Below are 18,489 nucleotides of genomic sequence, written 5' to 3' on the forward strand. Positions count from 1 at the left end.
CTATATTCAACAAGGACTGTGAATGGCGTTATCAAGTAAATTTCTCATCTTAACAGTAATAGGTTTAACGCCTATTGCACTGTCATATGGACTCTTTCCGACGCTTTCGCTGCACTTCCTGTTTGGAATTGAAGCGGAAGGGGTTAACTTCACGCATATTTTTCGCGCCGTTATGGGGCTCTATTTTGCCAATGCTGCATTTTGGCTGTTGGGCGCTTATAAGCAAAAGTATCGCCAAGCAGCCTTATACAGCCTAATTGTTTTTATGTTCGGTCTAGGCGCTGGGAGGTTACTCAGTTTAATGATTGATGGAATGTCTCACTGGTTATTATTTGTTTATCTCTTGCTAGAGGTTGGCTTTGGTGTGGCAGGTATTTTTATGCTTAAACAAGCACAAAGTGAGGGAATACAATGAGATTAGTATGCAAAACAATAATTCTGGTAATGTTCGCAGCACTGTCATGTAGCGCGAGTGCAGCCAAAGATAAACCAAACATTTTCGTCATTTTTACCGATGATATTGGGATCTCTAATCTTAGTGCTTATCACAATGGGGTAATGAGCAGTCATACACCGAACATCGATAGCATTGCCGAAAAAGGTATGCTGCTAACAGATTACTATGCGCAACCATCTTGTACCGCTGGGCGTTCAGCCTTTATGACGGGGCAGTTTCCTGTCAGAACGGGTATGCACACGGTAGGTCTACCTGGTGGCCCAGTAGGGCTAAATAAAGATACACCGACACTGCCAGAAGTTTTAAAAACAATGGGTTATATGACTGGTCAGTTTGGTAAAAATCACTTAGGTGATAGGGATGAGTTTTTACCGACTCAACACGGTTTTGATGAGTATTGGGGTTGGCTATATCACCTCAATGCAATGGAATACACTGAAGATCCTGATTGGCCAAAAGACAAAGCATTTCAAAAATTTGCTCCAAGAAATGTCATTTATGCTAAATCAGATGGAAAAGGGGGACAGACAATTAAAGATGATGGTCCGCTACCCATTGAGAGAATGCGCACTTTAGATGATGAAGTTAACAAGCATGCAATTAACTTTATCGAAAGAGCGGTTAAAGCGGATAAACCTTTCTTTACTTGGTATTGCCCATCGCGAGGTCATGTATGGACTCACTTATCGCCTAAGTATGAAAAAATGCTCGGTACCAATGGTTGGGGCTTACAAGAAGTGGTGATGAAAGATCTCGATGACCATGTCGGTGAGATGCTGGCTAAAATTGAAGAGTTAGGCATTGCAGACAACACGATTATTATTTTCACTGCCGATAATGGCCCTGAAATCATGACCTGGCCCGATGGTGGTATGACGCCATTTCATGGTGAGAAAGGCACTACTTGGGAAGGTGGTGTTCGAGCACCATTTTTGATCCAATGGCCGAACAAAATCCCAGCTGGAAAGGTGAATAATGGCATGTTCGATGGTATGGATCTGTTGCCAACCTTAGTGGCTGCTGCTGGTGGTCCGCAAGATCTTAAACAAAAAATGCTTAAGGGATATAAAGGCTTCAAAGCTCATTTAGACGGTTATAACCAATTAGACATGTTGACTAAAGATAAGCCGTCGAGTCGTAAAGAGATCTTCTATTATGAGCGTACGAAACTGCAGGCGGTGCGGGTCGGTAATTGGAAAGCACATTTTGTGGTGCAAAATAATGGCTGGAGTGGAGCCAAAGAGGAACTAAATGCGCCACTACTGTTTAATTTACGTCAAGATCCTTATGAACGAGCAGCAGAAGAGTCAGGTATGTACCTTAAGTGGATGGGGCAAAAAATGTGGGCCTTTGGGCCAGCGCAAGAAGCTGTTGCGCAGCATTTAGCAACTTTCAAACAGTGGCCTGCAGTGACTGCTGATAGCGGTCCTGTTAATAGTGGTGGGGTCGGCAATTAACTAAGTTGAATAGACGCGTTAAAAGCTCATCATAAACGATGAGCTTTTTTGTCACTATCAGTACTGTGATTAGATAACCTTATTTTCTATCTGTATTTGTTTTCGATAAACTGCACTAGCATGTAGCCACAGTTACCACATTACATTGAAAGGAGCGGATGATGATTGAACAAGGACAAGCTTTACCAGGGGGGACTCTGTCAGAACTAACAGCTGAAGGTATGTTAAACCATAACGTAGCAGAGCTATTTGCCAATAAAAAAGTAGTACTTTTTGCCGTGCCGGGTGCTTTTACCCCCACTTGCTCAGAAGCACATTTACCCGGTTTTGTGGTGATGGCTGATGAGTTTAAAGCGAAAGGTGTTGATATTATTGCCTGCGTATCTGTTAATGATGCGTTTGTTATGAAAGCTTGGGGCGCAGCGCAAAATGCTTCAGAGCTTATGATGTTAGCCGACGGTGATGCAAGCTTTACCAAGGCGCTTGGGCTCGAGATGGATACGGCTGGTTTTGGTGGGATACGCTCACAGCGCTATGCCATGGTAGTTGATAATGGTGTGGTTACAACACTTAATGTTGAGGCGCCAAAGTCATTTGAAGTGAGTACTGCCGAGGCGGTTTTTGCAACGCTATAGCAAACCCTCTGTAATGCCATAAAAAAGGAGCTTTTAGGCTCCTTTTTTATGGGGTGGTAACTTACTTATATACTTTAAAAGTAATGCACATACTCAACGGCCACTCGGTAAAGTACATCATCAAAGCCAATCAGATCCTGCTCAGATTCTCTATCGATATATTGAGTCATAAAATGCAGCAGATTATTGTTATTCGACAAAGGCACTATCACCCCCATATTTAACCGGTTGAAGGTATATGATTTGTTGCCATCATAGCCCCAAAGTCCGTCGTAACGACTGTATTCTAATGATAGCTGCACGCCACTGTGGCTGAAGGTGTAGCGGTTACTCCAAGAAAAGTAATAACCATAACCTTTACGGTTTAACTCATCTTCAGTAATACCTTGAGAGTCACGTGGCCAATCATCATCTTTTTCCTCTTCGCTATAAGCTAGACCTAGAGTAAGACCTAAATCATAGAAATTTTCAGTGCCATAACGGTTGTTCATCCCTATTCCCGCAACCGCTAAAACCTCAAACTCTTCCAGTTGTTGGCTGTTGTAGTGACCTTCAAGACGGCCAACAAAGCTCAAAGTATGGTCAATATTATCATTGATGTTCATGAATGGACGTTGGTAGTGAAACTTTAAATCCATCGAGTTACGATATCTATCTTCATCGTATTTTTCTGAATCTTTTTCGTAGTAATACGTACCGCGCACTCTAAAGTAGTTTTTGTCTAGTTTATAGGTTTTGTCGTAGCGTAAGTCATCCCATATCAAGGACAAACCGACACCTTTAGACAGTGAACTGTCTGGAGAGTCCTCGTAGGCTTCCATAGCAGATATGACTGATACGGCAAAAGGAGAGTCAGTGGTTTCAGCATTTACCTGACCCGATAAAATACTTGTCGCAATAACTGCGCTTAAAAGGAGGTTTCTCATGATGTCCCTATAATAGTTAAATCCAGCAATATGCTATTGAAAGTAAGTTCATTTTAGCTGGGTTTTTATAGAAAGGTTACCAAGAAATGTACCTTTTATTAAATGCTTGCCCTAATTCCTAGACTGACCTCTATATTTTCAACGCTGAGTTCAACTTCCTTTGCTATCTCTTCACTTTGTTGTGACGCGGCTTGGGCGTGGTTTTTAAGACTATTCATCGCTGTAATAAAATCATCGAGGTAACTTACCTGCTCTAGAGTACTATTTGATCCCTGCTTGGCTGTGCTTGCCATTTCACTTGCTTGCGATTGCACACTTTGTGCAACTTGCCAAAGGCTTTGAGCACGCTGTTTTTGCAGTAATGTTGTCTCTTCAATCCCTTGCACTCGGGTATCTAGATCGGTGTTGGCTTGAGTGAGTTGATTGAGGATCTGCATGATCTCTTTTAGCGATATTTGCGTTCGTTGTGAAAGGTTTCGAACTTCATCTGCAACCACTGCAAAGCCACGGCCTTGTTCTCCCGCCCTTGCGGCTTCAATGGCAGCATTAAGTGCTAATAGGTTGGTTTGTTCGGCAATGTTACTAATGACATCAATGATCCGTGATACATCAGAGACAGAGGTCGTTAAGCTTGAAAGCGACTGATGACAATGAGATACCGCATTTTGGGATTCTTCTGTCGCATCCAGCACCGCCTGTGCTTCTTGCTGGCTAAGCAGCATCTGCTGCATTGTCTGTTGTGCACTGCGTTCCACTTGTTCAGATGTTTGACTCACATCTTGCGCGAGTCCACGGATATGTTCGGTTTGGTCTTGGGCTGTGAGCACAATCTTTTGAGTTTGTCCTGTACTGGCTGAAATATGCGAAATTCGTTCAACCAGTAAGCTTAGAGATTGAGATACCTGAGTTATTTGCTCTCTTTGGCTCTCATCCTCTTTTTCAAATCGATATAGAAGTTGATTAAAGTGGCCTGCAATCTGCCCTGTTTCACAGCGACGCTGTATCGCTAGTCGCTCGCGACTGTTTGACTCACTCAATTTGTGAAAAGCACGGTTAAGGTGCTTCAGTGGTTTTATCACTCGTCGTTGTTGCAGCACTAAATAGCCAATTGCAAACACAATCAGTACCGACACCATGATATATATTGCCATGCTGAGCTCTTGTTTTAACTGCCGATTATGTTGCTGTTGTTCTAGGCCTAATGCGAGTAAAAGCTGCTCTATATTAGCGATGTCTTGGGTCATTGCTTGTTGAGTGCGCTGGTTATCAATGAGCAGCGAGTGAGTGTTATTGACCTCTTTGTTATAGCGGTTACTTAGGCTCAGTAGTTCACTACGAGCATTTTCGCCGATCTCTATCTCTTCTCCCTCATCATCGCCGAGCGCAAATTCATCCACCTCTATAGTTTCATAGATGCCAATAAGCGGCAGGGAGTCGAGCGTATCATGCCAAACATTGAGCTCTGTAATTAGGCTGTTTAACATTGATTTTAGACGTTGTTCTTTACCGATTAAGTAACCATCTGTGACTTGAGATAAGCCATAAACTAACGGAGGAAGCTCTCGAGTTAGTGCTAGATATTTATTGGCAAGATCTGGTTGTTGCTGCAAGCCTTGAAAAGCGTAATCGGCAAGGCGTCGATTATAATCGAGCATCTCTGATTCTGCATGGGCGAGCAGTTGTCGTGGGTTACCCGCGAGCTTGCCCGCTGCGCGGTAGTCATTATCAAGTGCTAGCACAAAACTGCTAATCGCAGCTTGCAAGGGAAGGACTTCGACACTTTTTTGTTGAGTTATATCGGCTTGAATGTCGGCTAGATTGAGCTTTGCTTGTTCAAGTTTACTGGCATCACCACTGGACAGGTAGCTATCAAGTTCTCGCCTTATCTCTACCAGAAACGTTTTTTGGATCTGTTGTAATCCTGATGTTTGTTGTTCAATAAATTGCCGCTCTTCACTACTCCAAAACACCACCCCTGCGAGTAATGCTGCAATGAATAATAATACTGCAGATGCAGAGAGTGACAGGGTTGAGATTTTCATTCCGTTGACCGACATCTAAAAAGATGGCGTTAGAATATGTCACTTAGATTACAAAAAAATTACAGAGAAACAGTCAATTATAAAAACATTGTTTTAAAAAATGAATTTGAATAAAACTCAAATGAAAACCAATAGAGCTACTCAAGCGGCAACCAAACCTGGGCGTGTAGTCCGCCTTCACTACGATTAGTGAGAATGACTTTGCCTTGGTGGCGATCAACAATTCGCTTAATAATCGCTAAGCCTAAACCAGAGCCAACACTGCCACGGGCCGTGTCGCCTTGAGTAAAGGGCTCAAACAGTTTTGGGATCTGCTTTTCATCAATACCTGGACCGTTATCTTCAACACTAAAGCCAAGCACTTTTCCATTATATTGCGAGCTTATTTTTACCCAACCATTACCATAGCGGTAGGCGTTTTCAACTAAATTACTCAAGATCCGTTTAATGGCGATTCCCTGCATGGGAACTGCTGGGCAATCACTGAGATCGGACTCAATAATGCCTTCACGGTTGGACTCTGCTTGGATCACATCATTGATCAGCTCATTGATCTGCTCTGGTTCTCGGGTTCCCTCTTGATCTTGGCGGATATAAGAGATGAACTGATTAATAATGGCGTCCATATCTTCAATGTCATGCACGATGCCATCTTTAAGGTATTGATCTTCTTCGACCATCATCTCTGATGCTAATCGAATTCGAGTCAAAGGGGTTCTTAAGTCGTGGGAGATCCCCGCCATTAGCAAGGCTCTGTCTTGCTCTAACTGTTTCATGCCGTGAGACATCTGATTAAAGGTGTTGGTCACTTCGACAATTTCAGTCGAGCCACTCAAGGGCAGGGGATCTGGGTAGTCACCGCGAGACACCGCTGTGGCCGCTTTTTGTAAACGCCTTAGAGGTCTATTTTGCTGACGCGCAAACCACCAACCGCCAGCAACACTAAGTGCACCAATTACCATTAAATAGAGGGTCAATGGCGAGAGGTTTTTCTCGTTTAATCCAGCAAGTGGCACTTTAATCCATATTGAGGGGGCTTGCGGTGGGCGGATCCAAATTTCAAACTCTTCGCCTTGTGCAATTCGCACTTCAGCTTCACCGCCCAAATATTCAGACATCTGTGACGACAGGAAGCCATAATAAGTTGCCCGCTCAATACCTGCTTGGCGTGCATCTTTTTGATTATAAAACTGCATCGCATCATCGCGTACTTTCGCGTTAAGCGCATCCACCATGGTCAGGTGTTCACGGCCAACATCCACGCCGTCAACAAAAAGAAGTTTAACTTGGCGAGCAATAAGTTGGTTAATTTGCTGGTAGCTGGGCTTAATAAAATAAACCGCTACCGAGAGATAAGACACCAGCTGATTGGTCAGCAGCAGACAGCCAATTAACATCACTGTTTGACTGAAAGAGCTGCGGGGTGTTACGCGGTGCCACCATCTCTTTTTCATATATTACTTTCGTGAAGCGCCATCAGGCACAAACACATAGCCTAGACCCCAAACAGTTTGAATATAACGCGGATTAGCAGCATCGACTTCAATCAAGCGGCGCAGACGTGAAACTTGCACATCGATAGAACGTTCTAATGCGGAGTAGTCACGACCACGGGCAAGGTTCATTAACTTATCACGTGATAAAGGTTCGCGAGGGTGGCTAACAAGTACTTTTAATACTGCAAATTCGCCGCTTGTGAGCGCAATAGCTTCTTCGCCATGATGCATTTCGCGAGTGGCTAGATTGAGAGAGAATTCACCGAAGGTGATCTCCTCTTCCTGCTGTGTTGGGGCACCTGGCACTTCAGGTGTTTGGCGGCGCATTACCGCTTTAATTCGCGCCAGTAGCTCTCGCGGATTAAACGGTTTTGGCAGGTAATCATCGGCACCGAGTTCAAGACCGATAATTCTATCGACTTCATCACCTTTAGCCGTCAGCATAACAATTGGGATCGGGTTACCTACTTGGCGTAGTCGGCGGCATATTGAAAGACCATCCTCACCAGGTAACATTAAATCCAATACTAATAGATGGAAGTTTTCACGCTCCAATAAGCGATCCATCTGTTCGGCATTAGCTGCGCTGCGGACTTGATAACCTTGCTCCATCAAGTAACGCTCCAATAAGGCGCGTAGCCTCATATCATCGTCGACCACGAGAATTTTTGAGGTTTCTTGTCCCATGCGTAGGATCCTTTTTTGCTAGGAGGCCAAGTAGGTATTAGGCAACTGGCTGATATTGAATATGAATTAGCTTAATATAGCCGCTTTAACATGTTGATGACTAGCCGCTAATGAGTAAAAGCTAGCTTTAAGGCCATAAATAAGTATTTGTTTTATGATTAGGTTATTGAAAAGTAGTGCAATAATCATCATTCTAACGCTGTTTGTAAATTGTAACTAAATTGAACAAAGTGTTATTTGCCGCACTGTTAGTTAAAAAGCATATTTCCCCCTAGCGCGAAAATACAGTGATAGCACTAAAATATGCTATGATTTTTGGCCACAGATTATCATTATCTTCTAAAAAGTAGTCCGTATGAGAACTAATATCGTCACCCGTGAAGGTTTCGACAAATTACAAAAAGAGCTGAATTACCTTTGGCGTGAGCATCGACCTGAAATTACCAAGATTGTCAGTTGGGCTGCTAGTTTAGGAGATCGAAGCGAAAACGCTGACTACACGTTCAATAAGAAGAAACTACGTGAAATAGACCGTAGAGTACGCTATTTACGTAAAACTATCGAAAATGTACAGGTTGTTGATTACTCACCCGCGCAAGAGGGCAAGGTATTTTTTGGTGCTTGGGTTGAAATCGAGAATGATAATGGTGAAAAGCGCAGCTTTAAAATTGTCGGTTACGATGAGATTTTTGGTCGCAATGATTACATCTCCATTGACTCTCCCATGGCGCGGGGGCTTTTGAAAAAAGAGGTTGATGACGAAGCAGTCATTCATACTCCGGCGGGTGAGCAAGTTTGGTATATCAACCGCATCTCCTATCAAGGGTTTGAGCCATCTTAGCTTGAACTAGTTATCATCTAGTTATTGCGGTTTTATGAAAGCCCGAATATCGATATTCGGGCTTTTTACTAAAATTTAAACTGTTTTGCTAGCGACACCCCTCGGTATCAAACTCTAAAATAACGGTGCTGCCACCAGTTGAGCCGCTGATCTCCAAGTAACCCCAGTAGTCATTACCTGCGGGAATGTAGATACACTCTTGGCTGCTGTTCGGGTTCGCTGAGCTACCATCACTATTGGCACTATTTGGCCAAGAACCATGGTTGTAGTTAAGTGAAATGTCACCATTACCGTGCGCGGTTGTGATGGCAATACTAGTATGCTCGTCTACCTCAGGAATACTAAAGTTAATCGAATTATCGTCAGCTAAACACAGTGCTTCGCCGCCATTTAAGCGTCCACTATCGCGTGGCGATTGGGTGGCGCAGGCGTCGGGTACTGTGCTTGGCGTTGGCTCTGTCGGTTCGCTAGCGTCATCGTCGCTACTGAATTGCACACTGTAGTCTTCTACTTCGCCATAACTGATAGTATCGCAGGCACCATCGATGCTGCGGTAGCTGAGTGCGACACGCATACGGGTTTTACCGCTAGCGGTTGCAGGCACGTCGATGCTGCTATCAAGTGTGCTGGCAGAGGTGCGATCTGACACGACTAGCTCGTTACTATCATCGAAATCACCATCTTGGTTGAAGTCAATCCAGACGTACCAGTATTCGCTGTCCGAGTCATTATTGGTCGTCAGGGTAATAGCTTGGTTACTGCCTGCATCTAGGTTGATGACTTGTTGAGTGAAGTCGCTATAGCCGCCGAGATCTTTAGCTGAGCTATGGTTGATATTGGCGATGGCGACCCCTGTGATCCATTCATAGCTCTGTTTGTCGGCACTTTGCATGCAGTACTCGACGCCGTTTGGTGTCGTGTCTGCGTTATCGCCAATACCGTCATTGTCGCTATCTTTGGTTTCATTCGGGTCGCTTGGGAATGCGTCACTGTTGTCACCGGTGCCGTCGTTATCGGTGTCGGTTGTTTCAGTTGCATCATTGGGGAAAGCGTCACGATTATCGCCTACACCGTCTGCGTCGCTATCTAACGATTCGCTAGGGTCGTGAGGGAAGGCATCTTCGCTGTCAATCACTCCATCGCCATCACTGTCGGCTGGTTGTGGAGCTGCATCTATAAGATCTTGAGTCACGCTGAAGCTATTGACGCTGTCGGGCTGCGAGAAAACCGCCACTCCTAGACACTGTTTAGTTTCAGTTGCGATTACTGCGCGGCGTTTACCGTACCAGGCATATTTGGCTTCTTTGGCATACTCTTCACCGGGTTGCAGCGTGGCGTAGATTTTGTCGAAGTTGACCTCACCTGTTTCGTTCAATACTCGGTAAATACGCACCGGAGTGTCACTGTCATTGACAATGGATAGCGGGTAACCCACCTCATCAATGTAGTGCTTTTCTATCAGATCACAGCTACCGATAGTATTCGGCTCTGGTAAATCCTCTAGCTCAGCGGCTTCAGCTATGGTGGTTTCGTCAATGGTGTAATCAGCGTTTTCGTTGTTTAACACCCCAACGGCGATACAATTTAAGCGTGCATCGGCCACCATAAAGCGACGATTGCCATACCAGCTTGGCGATGAGTAACTTTCGCCTTGATTAAGTACGCCATAATTACTGCTGTATAGCGGCTTGCCTGTAATGTCGTCGATACGTACGATCGATACAGGGTAGTCAGTGGTGTTGGTTACGCTGAACGCCCCTGTGGCATCCTTGTCTTTGATATGACGGTTGACCAGGTCACAGCTACCGAATTGATCTTGCTGTGGAATGGTTTCGGCAACCACGTCTTCGACCAAGCTAGGCTCTATGGTGAAGTCATTGCTCGATTGGGTCATAACCGCAACCCCAAGGCAGTTATAGTTTGCGTCTGACAGCATCATGCGGTCATTCGCGCGCCAGCCTGCAGAGGTGAAGCTGCCTCCTTGTAATAATGTACTGTAACTCTTACTACCGACGTACTCGCCTGTGGTGTTTTTAATCCACAATAGAGAAACGGGAACGTCAGTCGTGTTGGTTACGGTCACTTCTGCTAAGGCGGCATCATCTTCTGATACGTATTGCTGCTGCAAATCGCACGAGCCTATTTGGTTGTCGGCGGGGGTTATTTCATCATTGGGAGCGACGGCTTCAGAGTGAGCTAATACATAATCGATGAAGCCCGCTTCTGTGCGCGTAACGACGGCTTTGATGGTCGCTTCATAGGCGTCAGTATCACCTGCACGCAGGGCTGCTGCTAGCAAATTAACTTCAACTTTGTGCTCATTGGCAAGGTAGTGCATCGCAAAATAAGCCCATTGATACAGGTCGTCATAACTGTCGCGCATCAACATGATGTTGTATAGCGGCGGTACGGTTTTATCTTTTACATTACGCAAGGTGCGCGGGTAGTTGTTGCCTTGAGAAAGATACTCCGCCATGCCTTCTACCCAAGCGATGTCATACTTGTAGTACTTGTACTCGTCAAAACGGTTGTAACGGCCGTCTAGGTAATGGGTAAACTCATGTTTTAAATTGTAGATTTGGCCGGAGTAGTCACAAGAGTTACCGACCCAATCGTCATCGCACACCATAGCGATGAAGATGGAGTTATCATCTGGCTTAGCGGGATCGCCCTCTAGATAGATCCCACCGTTTGAGGTGCTGATCCCAAAAAACGCACCAGCATATTTTTTATAATCATCGGGGCTTGAGAATGCGTATATATCTAGGCTTTGGTTATCATCATTTGGTAGCGGTGTACCTTGAGTGCCAAAAAACTGATGGAAGTGGATTTCGTGTTCGCTGATCTCAGAGCAAGCGCGGTTGAGTTGCTCTGTGGTGGCGGATGCCTGCATATGCAGCGTGTAGTTGGCACTACATTGATGTACCACTGACAGTACCTCTTCTGCGGTGACGCAGTAGTTGCCGAGTGGGTCGTTAGTATCGCAGCGACGTTCGAGCGGTTCGAGGAAGTCGTAATTAACAATAATCCCCATCGACTCGCTGTCGGTGATAGTCGCAAGCTTATCGTGGATCTCGATGATCATGCTGTCGATACGTGCTTTAGCTTCATCGTTACCGACGTCATAGATCCGCGAGAGTGATTTCAGTGTGGTTGGAACCAGCCATAAGATGTCATCGGTGTCGCTAAAGCGTGCGTCATAAGCGGTCTCTCCAAGGTAGGCGAAAGAGCGCATGACTGATAGCACTTCGGTCATTCTATTATTTAAAGCTGTGGTGACTTTATTGTTGCCATAATAAGCCGCCGCGCCGAGTGCCCGTATCGTGTAAATGCTTGCATCGACGTAGTTATCGTTAGCGAATGGATTGCTCAATAAAGATTGGAACTGCACCAAGGCCATGATGTGTGGCAGTTGCTCGGCAAAGTAGTTTGCCCCTTCACCCGTGTTAAAGTTAGCAATTGCGCCGGTGTAGGTTTCTTGCAGATCGCCAGCGGGGGCCGCTGCAGATAAGAAACCAGTCATTTTTGCTACGGCTTGCATTGAGATATTAAGTGATTGTGCCTGCGCGGCGGTTAATGCTTCACCATCATTGGCGTATACCAGCACAAAGTTAAGCAGACTTAACAGCTGAGGGTCGTTAATATCATCGGTTTGTGCAAGGTAGTGCAGTGCTTCACTGACATGGTAAATAATCTCCGCATCGGTTTCGGCGACTTCATCGTAATCGCTAAAAGAAAGCGATAGTAAAGTTGTTACTGATTGGTCAAAACCAGCTTTACTGCTGATGTTTGCTGCGGGTAACGAGGTGGCAACGTCGGTATCGTATACCAGGTAATCACCTAAAGGGGGTGGCGGTGGTGGAATGTCCCCGCCGGTCACAGCAACTTCTAGGCTAGCTTGTTCTATATTGCCGCGAATTTTGAAATAGCGCTTTCCTGCTCTTGAGGTGAAACTTAAGCTCTCTTCATTTGAGTTTGGTGTATCCGCTTGCAGTTCAAGCGCTTCGCTACTCCAGTTGCTTCCAGAGTAAAGGTAAAGCTCGGCATCGGCAGTGCCTGAAAAGGTTCCACCTGAAACGGTGATGGTGACATCACTATTTTCATAGGGGACGTTGAAATGCAGGTATAAGGTGTTATCGGTCATGCAAAGGGGTTTATTGATTTCGACCTCACCTTGTCTAGCAACTGTTGGGCCATCACAATGCTCAGCCGTATGGCCGATATTTGGCAGCAAAGCGGCAAGTAAACTCCCTGACAATAATGTCTTACGAGTAAAATTTTTCATATTAATTCTCTTATTTTTATATTGTGTTGTCGTTACGCTATCTGCGATAGATGTGTTGACCTAAAGCGAAGCGTTGCGTCGCACTAACCTTCTACTGTTTTGTAGAATGGCATTAGAGATTAATCTCGTGGCTACTTTGATACAATGTGTTAACATCTCCATGCTTTTGATAAGCTGTTGTATTTTAATGGGTTAGTTGTTTGGTCATCAGTTTCTATCAGCTAAAATCAGCAATGGTCAGCGGTCAACTGTGGTAAAACTGTGACTCGATAGTGTTGCTTGCGGACTGTGCTGTTAGTTGGATGGCATAAGTACTGTTGTTTTCAGTCTTTAAGGGAGAGGTAATGATGTTAAGAGTCGTGCTATTTTTAATGCTGTTCGGTACTTGGCAATCGATGGCGGCAGAGGCATCACCACTGGTTAATATTGGTAGCGAGTGGCGCTATTACGATGGTTCAAAAGCTCCAAATTCTCAATGGCATACAGTCGATTTTGACGATAGTAACTGGTCGGTTGGCAAAGCACAGTTTGGCTACGGCGAAGGCGATGAGGTGACTGAAACTTCATTCGGTGAGCAGGCGACCGCGAAACCGATAGCACAGTTTTTTCGGCACTACTTTATAGTTGATAGCCTGCCTAGCGAGCCACTAACATTGAACTTGCTGGTGGACGATGGCGCAATTATCTTTATCAATGGTCAAGAGGCCTATCGGGCCAACTTGCCAGCGCAATACCATGTCAGTGCCCAAGCTACAGGCACATTTATTGAACATGTTTGGTTGTCTGTGCCACTCGATGCAAGGCTAGTGAAACCGGGCAAAAATGTGATAGCCGTTGCTGTGCATCAGCTATCAGCTACTAGTACCGATATTAGCTTTGATCTCGGGCTATTTTATTAGCGCTTAAACTAGAGTTGGTTGATCTGCCATATATCCGCTTGTAGCTGTTTTACCTCAGTGGCTGCAAGGCCGTGGAGTGTGGCTTGAGGGCGATATAGCGGCGACAGTGCTTCAGCATGCTCTGCAGTTATCATTGCAGAGTCTAAGTTTGAGCGCATTAGCTGTGTTTTTCCTGAAATTTGCTCAATCCAAAGAATTTGTTGCTGATTAACGTCCCAGTTTCTATCTAATCTGCTCGCTGAATTTAGCTTTTGCGGCGTGGAATGCCAGTCCCAAGACCATAAATCTCTCGTATTAGCATCGATAAAAAGTAGCTTATCCTTGTTTGGGGTTAGCCGCGCTTGAAAAACATCAAACTTAGCCATGTTAATAATATCGCTACTAGCTATATCGAGGCTTTTTAGTTGCCATTTAATCTGTTTATTATCTCTGTTGAGTTCAGAATAAAGCAGCGTCTGTGCAGTTTTCCAACCAATACCATTAATAGCACGGGTCGATTGCCAATGGAGCTGGTGTTTTGCGCTAGCAACAGCGTAAATCAATAGCCCATAACGGCCCTGATCTTTGACTACTGCGCTAAAGTGGCTACTGTCGGCTGACCAACTAATATCGAAAATCTCACTGAATTCACTGCCCTCAATACGAGTCAGTTGATCGCTACTTCTAAACCAGAGGCTCTTTTGCCCTGAGCGATCTGATACAAAGGCAAAATGCTTGGTATCAGGGCTAATATTGGCGGCGTAATCATCGGCATCTGATCGCGTTAACGCAAAGCGACTTGGTTGGCTGGTAAAATCGTAAATTAGGTTTTGATGACGACGAGTACGTTTTGAAAAAAGACTGCTCGCTTGCTGCGGGTGGTGGTCAATATCTTGTGCGCCAACCACTTCAGTGGAGCTCCAAGGGGCTATTTCACCACTGAGTGAAAGAGTAAATAGCCCTTTGTTGAGTGAGACTAATAGCTGCTCGTCGTTAAGCCAGCTGACACCTAAGATGTCGCTAAAATAATGAGACACCTTGTGACTGTTGCCTGCTAAGTCTGAGCTGAAGATAGCATGTTCCTTGAAGGCAATTTGCCGTTGAAATACTAGTCTGTCACCTGATGGGGAGAAGATTGGTTTAGTGTCGTGGGCACCCGGAATTGCCTCGGTTAGTGTTGTCGCTTGATGTTTATCTTGATCCCATAATTGGATTGAGTGGTTGCCATTTGGACTGGTCGGTTGGCTGTAAGCGAGCATATTCGCTGTCGGGTGCCAGCTTAAACCATGACTTATCGCCTCTAGGGGGGTAACGGATTGCGACTGCCGGTTATCGGCAGTAAAAATCTCGATGGCAAACTGTTGGTTAGGCTGCTGCGCAATTGCGGCTATACGCTTATCGTTAGGTGAGAATACCGGGTAGGAGTAACTGCTAGTGCTGCCTAGACGTTTTGGGAATGTTTGCGTTTTCTCACGCAGCATCAATTGATCGACCGCGCCTTGCTTTGCTGCGATATAGACAAATGAATCACCTTGATGCGACTGCGCCGGCATGATGTTTATCGCCTTGTCATGAGTGAGACGCTGAATATTAGCTGGCGCCAGCTGTTGCTTATCATGCTGAAGGTAGCGCCAGCCAAAGATAAACACAGAGGCTATCACTAGGTAGGCGAACCATCGCATTACGCCGATAACTTGGCGCTCCTCGTTGGCAACTGTCGCTTGGATTAGCGCTGGTTCGTTTTGCAGCGTAGCTTGCTGCTCAGTGGTAAGCGCATTAAGCACCGTGACATCAGCAACTAATTTGTAACCCACTTTACGTATGGTGGCGATATATTCAGGGTTACTGGCATTATCTTTAAATAATCGTCTTAAAGAGGACATCACTCTGTTGAGAGCATCTTCGGTAACCACTTGCTTGGGCCAGAACTCTTCAAACAACACTTGTCTGCTGACCGTTTCTCCAGGCCTCGATGCAAGGTATTGCAACACCATCATTGCTTTAGGTTCTACCAACACCTTTTCATCACCTAGCCACGCTAGATTTCGCTGGCAATCAATTTTCCAAGCGTTAATCGAAAAGTAATCGGGCAGGTTATCGGTCATTAGTCTGATTTTTTTGTCGGTTTTATCAGCAGTATAAGGGAGTTAAAGCAAGGGTACTAATAGAAACTAAGCAGCAAGAGTAATGGTCAAGTTTAACCATAGATACAGTGTTTATTACTACTTTTTTTCATGAATCAATGACAGTGTGCTGTTGTCTTCGAGCTATTTTCAATCAAGAAAGTGAGTGAAATCGATTTTTCAGCGCTAAAAGCAGGTGTGACGACATTAAAATTGCTGCTTAGCTGTGGTATCTTGAGCGCAATATTATCTATTTGGCATTACCTCATATATGCAAAACATTGCACAGCTTATTGCTGAAGAATTAAACGTCCGTCTTCAGCAAGTTAACGATACGATCACGTTACTGGATGACGGTGCGACCGTACCGTTTATTGCTCGCTACCGTAAAGAAGCAACGGGTGGACTTGATGATGCGCAGCTGCGTACATTGCACAGTCGTCTTGGTTACTTACGTGATCTCAATGAGCGTCGTAACGTAATTTTATCGAGCATCGAAGCCCAGAGTAAGTTAACTCCTGAGCTGAAAGCTGCAATAAATGCCGCTGATAGTAAAACCCGCTTAGAAGATCTCTACCTGCCTTATAAGCCTAAGCGTCGCACTAAAGGCTTGATCGCTATTGAAGCGGGTATAGAACCATTAGCTGATTTTTTGCTTGCTAATCGCGGCGTTGATTGCGAAGTAAAAGCGGCGGAGTTTATTAATGCTGCAGCAGGTTTTACCGATAGCAAATCAGTATTAGACGGTGCACGTTTTATCTTAATGGAGCGTTTTGCCGAAGATGCTGAGCTACTGCAAAAGATCCGTACTCACGTTAAGCAAAATGCAGTGCTTGAAAGCCGCATGGCTAAAGGTAAAGAGAAAGAGGGTGCCAAATTTAGAGATTACTTTGAGCATTCAGAAAAGCTAACTAAGGTGCCATCGCATCGGGCCCTCGCTATGCTGCGCGGCCGTAATGAAGGTATGTTGAGCTTAAGTATCAATGCTGATCCTGCCAAAGAAGCGAAGCAAGCTAGCTACTGTGAGGTGATTATTGCTGAGCACTTCAAGCTGGAACTGAACAACAGTGCCGTTGATCAATGGTTAAAGACGGTAGTGAGCGCCACTTGGCGAGTCAAAATCGCACTGCAGATGGAAACTGAGTTCTTTGGCCGTATGCGCGAGAGCGCAGAAGGCGAAGCGATTAATGTATTTGCACGTAACTTGGGCGATCTATTGATGGCTGCACCTGCGGGTGCTAAAGCAACATTGGGGTTAGACCCAGGGCTGCGAAGCGGCGTTAAAGTGGCGATTGTTAACAACACGGGCAAGCTAGTAGCGCATACCACCATTTTCCCTCATGCGCCGCAAAAGCAATGGGATAAGTCAGTTAGAACCTTGGCTAATTTGGCTAAAATGCACAAAGTTGAACTTATTGCGGTTGGTAATGGCACTGCGTCGCGTGAAACAGACAAGTTAGCCGCGGAATTGATCACTATGGTAAAAGCGGAGCTGCCTAGCTTGACCAAAGTGATGGTCAGTGAGGCGGGCGCATCTGTGTATTCCGCTTCTGAACTTGCCTCTGAAGAGTTCCCAGATATTGATGTGTCTATTCGCGGTGCGGTATCGATTGCACGCCGTTTACAAGATCCGTTGGCCGAGTTAGTAAAAATTGAACCTAAAGCGATTGGTGTGGGCCAATATCAACATGATGTTAGCCAAAGCATGCTTTCTACCTCGCTTGAGGCAGTGGTTGAAGATTGTGTGAATGGTGTGGGTGTTGATGTGAATATGGCATCGGCTGCACTGCTGGCGCAAGTGGCTGGGCTTAATAAAACCTTGGCACGAAATATTGTGACTCACCGTGATGAACAGGGACGATTTGCCAACCGTAAGTCATTACTTAAAGTTGCGCGTTTAGGGCCAAAAGCCTATGAGCAAGCAGCTGGATTCTTGCGGATCAGCGATGCGGAAAACCCATTAGATGCATCATCTGTTCATCCTGAGGCCTATTCACTGGTTGAGGCTATTGCTAGCGCAAAGCAACAATCAGTTGCCAGCTTAGTCGGTAATAGCGAGCTGTTAACCAGCATCGATGCTAAAGACTTTATCACCAGTGATTTTGGTCTGCCAACTGTAACCGACATTTTGGCGGAGCTTGATAAGCCAGGACGTGATCCACGTGGTGAATTTAAGACGGCGACCTTTAAAGAGGGGGTTGAGCAGATAGGTGATCTTAAGCCTGACATGATCTTAGAAGGTGTGGTCACCAATGTGACTAATTTTGGCGCCTTTGTTGATGTGGGCGTACATCAAGATGGATTAGTGCATATCTCCTCGATGACAGACAAGTTTATCGATGATCCACACAAAGTGGTTAAAGCCGGTGACATAGTCAAAGTAAAAGTGATGGAAGTGGATGCTGAAAGGCGTCGTATTGGCCTGAGCATGCGCTTGACGGATAAAGCCGGTGAGGCACCGAAAACAGCGCCGCGTCCTTCAAATAATACAGCCAAGCATAAAGGAACGAAACCGCAATCTCAGTCACACAGTAAAGCTAAGCCAAAGCAGCCTGCAAATGCAGCGATGGGAAATGCTTTTGCTGATGCGTTTGCCAAACTGAAAAAGTAACCAATAAATTATCAGTTATAAGCCTCAACAGGTGTGATATCTGTTGGGGCT

At 45.3% G+C, this 18,489-nt stretch carries 12 protein-coding genes; 6 read left to right on the forward strand and 6 right to left on the reverse strand.

Annotated features, from left to right (window positions below; genetic code table 11):
- Positions 1 to 22 precede the first annotated feature (22 nt).
- The 3 genes from L2730_RS08765 (at position 23) to L2730_RS08775 (ending at position 2,549) form a co-directional block, all read left to right on the forward strand.
- A complete protein-coding gene (locus L2730_RS08765; protein ID WP_248974246.1) occupies positions 23 to 415 on the forward strand; it encodes a DUF4345 domain-containing protein in 393 nt (130 codons plus the stop codon).
- On the forward strand, positions 412 to 1,914 hold the full coding sequence (locus L2730_RS08770) for an arylsulfatase (protein WP_248974247.1): 1,503 nt from the start codon (positions 412 to 414) through the stop codon (positions 1,912 to 1,914). Before L2730_RS08765 ends, L2730_RS08770 begins: the two co-directional genes overlap by 4 nt.
- Positions 1,915 to 2,075: 161 nt before the next feature.
- Positions 2,076 to 2,549, forward strand: coding sequence for a peroxiredoxin (locus L2730_RS08775; RefSeq protein ID WP_248974420.1), 474 nt, complete (start codon positions 2,076 to 2,078; stop codon positions 2,547 to 2,549).
- Positions 2,550 to 2,623: 74 nt separating this feature from the next.
- Here L2730_RS08775 and L2730_RS08780 read toward each other — a convergent pair whose 3' ends face one another.
- From L2730_RS08780 to ompR, 4 genes are all read right to left on the reverse strand, one after another.
- Positions 2,624 to 3,475: a hypothetical protein gene (locus tag L2730_RS08780; protein WP_248974248.1), complete on the reverse strand. Its 852-nt coding sequence runs from the start codon at positions 3,473 to 3,475 to the stop codon at positions 2,624 to 2,626.
- A gap of 98 nt (positions 3,476 to 3,573) precedes the next feature.
- Complete coding sequence (locus tag L2730_RS08785; RefSeq protein WP_248974249.1) at positions 3,574 to 5,517, reverse strand: methyl-accepting chemotaxis protein; 1,944 nt, start codon at positions 5,515 to 5,517, stop codon at positions 3,574 to 3,576.
- 137 nt (positions 5,518 to 5,654) lie between these two features.
- Positions 5,655 to 6,971: a two-component system sensor histidine kinase EnvZ gene (gene envZ, locus L2730_RS08790; protein WP_044556170.1), complete on the reverse strand. Its 1,317-nt coding sequence runs from the start codon at positions 6,969 to 6,971 to the stop codon at positions 5,655 to 5,657.
- Positions 6,972 to 6,974: 3 nt separating this feature from the next.
- A complete protein-coding gene (gene ompR / locus L2730_RS08795; protein ID WP_020914814.1) occupies positions 6,975 to 7,700 on the reverse strand; it encodes an osmolarity response regulator transcription factor OmpR in 726 nt (241 codons plus the stop codon).
- A gap of 355 nt (positions 7,701 to 8,055) precedes the next feature.
- Between ompR and greB the strand changes: the two genes are divergently transcribed.
- Positions 8,056 to 8,541 carry a transcription elongation factor GreB gene (greB, locus tag L2730_RS08800; RefSeq protein WP_248974250.1) on the forward strand — a complete coding sequence of 162 codons (486 nt, stop codon included), beginning with the start codon at positions 8,056 to 8,058 and terminating at the stop codon, positions 8,539 to 8,541.
- An 88-nt stretch (positions 8,542 to 8,629) separates the two neighbouring features.
- On the opposite strand, the gene L2730_RS08805 is transcribed toward greB, so the two are convergent.
- A complete protein-coding gene (locus tag L2730_RS08805; RefSeq protein ID WP_248974251.1) occupies positions 8,630 to 12,826 on the reverse strand; it encodes a collagenase in 4,197 nt (1,398 codons plus the stop codon).
- Positions 12,827 to 13,170: 344 nt separating this feature from the next.
- Between L2730_RS08805 and L2730_RS08810 the strand changes: the two genes are divergently transcribed.
- Positions 13,171 to 13,725 carry a hypothetical protein gene (locus L2730_RS08810; protein ID WP_248974252.1) on the forward strand — a complete coding sequence of 185 codons (555 nt, stop codon included), beginning with the start codon at positions 13,171 to 13,173 and terminating at the stop codon, positions 13,723 to 13,725.
- 8 nt (positions 13,726 to 13,733) lie between these two features.
- Here the strand turns inward: L2730_RS08810 and L2730_RS08815 are convergent, their stop codons facing one another.
- Positions 13,734 to 15,809: a winged helix-turn-helix domain-containing protein gene (locus tag L2730_RS08815; RefSeq protein ID WP_248974253.1), complete on the reverse strand. Its 2,076-nt coding sequence runs from the start codon at positions 15,807 to 15,809 to the stop codon at positions 13,734 to 13,736.
- Between the two features lie 289 nt (positions 15,810 to 16,098).
- Between L2730_RS08815 and L2730_RS08820 the strand changes: the two genes are divergently transcribed.
- Complete coding sequence (locus L2730_RS08820) at positions 16,099 to 18,438, forward strand: Tex family protein (RefSeq protein ID WP_248974254.1); 2,340 nt, start codon at positions 16,099 to 16,101, stop codon at positions 18,436 to 18,438.
- The last annotated feature ends 51 nt before the right edge of the window (positions 18,439 to 18,489 follow it).

Origin of the sequence: Shewanella kaireitica, assembly GCF_023284045.1 — a bacterium.
Taxonomy (GTDB): Bacteria; Pseudomonadota; Gammaproteobacteria; order Enterobacterales; family Shewanellaceae; genus Shewanella; species Shewanella kaireitica.

What these genes read in the sequence shown, in the direction of transcription:
- ompR (WP_020914814.1), bottom strand. Translation starts at nt 7,700, where the DNA reads ATGGGACAAGAAACCTCAAAAATTCTCGTGGTCGACGATGATATGAGG.
- L2730_RS08765 (WP_248974246.1), top strand. Translation starts at nt 23, where the DNA reads ATGGCGTTATCAAGTAAATTTCTCATCTTAACAGTAATAGGTTTAACG.
- L2730_RS08770 (WP_248974247.1), top strand. Translation starts at nt 412, where the DNA reads ATGAGATTAGTATGCAAAACAATAATTCTGGTAATGTTCGCAGCACTG.
- envZ (WP_044556170.1), bottom strand. Translation starts at nt 6,971, where the DNA reads ATGAAAAAGAGATGGTGGCACCGCGTAACACCCCGCAGCTCTTTCAGT.
- L2730_RS08775 (WP_248974420.1), top strand. Translation starts at nt 2,076, where the DNA reads ATGATTGAACAAGGACAAGCTTTACCAGGGGGGACTCTGTCAGAACTA.
- greB (WP_248974250.1), top strand. Translation starts at nt 8,056, where the DNA reads ATGAGAACTAATATCGTCACCCGTGAAGGTTTCGACAAATTACAAAAA.
- L2730_RS08780 (WP_248974248.1), bottom strand. Translation starts at nt 3,475, where the DNA reads ATGAGAAACCTCCTTTTAAGCGCAGTTATTGCGACAAGTATTTTATCG.
- L2730_RS08810 (WP_248974252.1), top strand. Translation starts at nt 13,171, where the DNA reads ATGATGTTAAGAGTCGTGCTATTTTTAATGCTGTTCGGTACTTGGCAA.
- L2730_RS08820 (WP_248974254.1), top strand. Translation starts at nt 16,099, where the DNA reads ATGCAAAACATTGCACAGCTTATTGCTGAAGAATTAAACGTCCGTCTT.
- L2730_RS08815 (WP_248974253.1), bottom strand. Translation starts at nt 15,809, where the DNA reads ATGACCGATAACCTGCCCGATTACTTTTCGATTAACGCTTGGAAAATT.
- L2730_RS08785 (WP_248974249.1), bottom strand. Translation starts at nt 5,517, where the DNA reads ATGAAAATCTCAACCCTGTCACTCTCTGCATCTGCAGTATTATTATTC.
- L2730_RS08805 (WP_248974251.1), bottom strand. Translation starts at nt 12,826, where the DNA reads ATGAAAAATTTTACTCGTAAGACATTATTGTCAGGGAGTTTACTTGCC.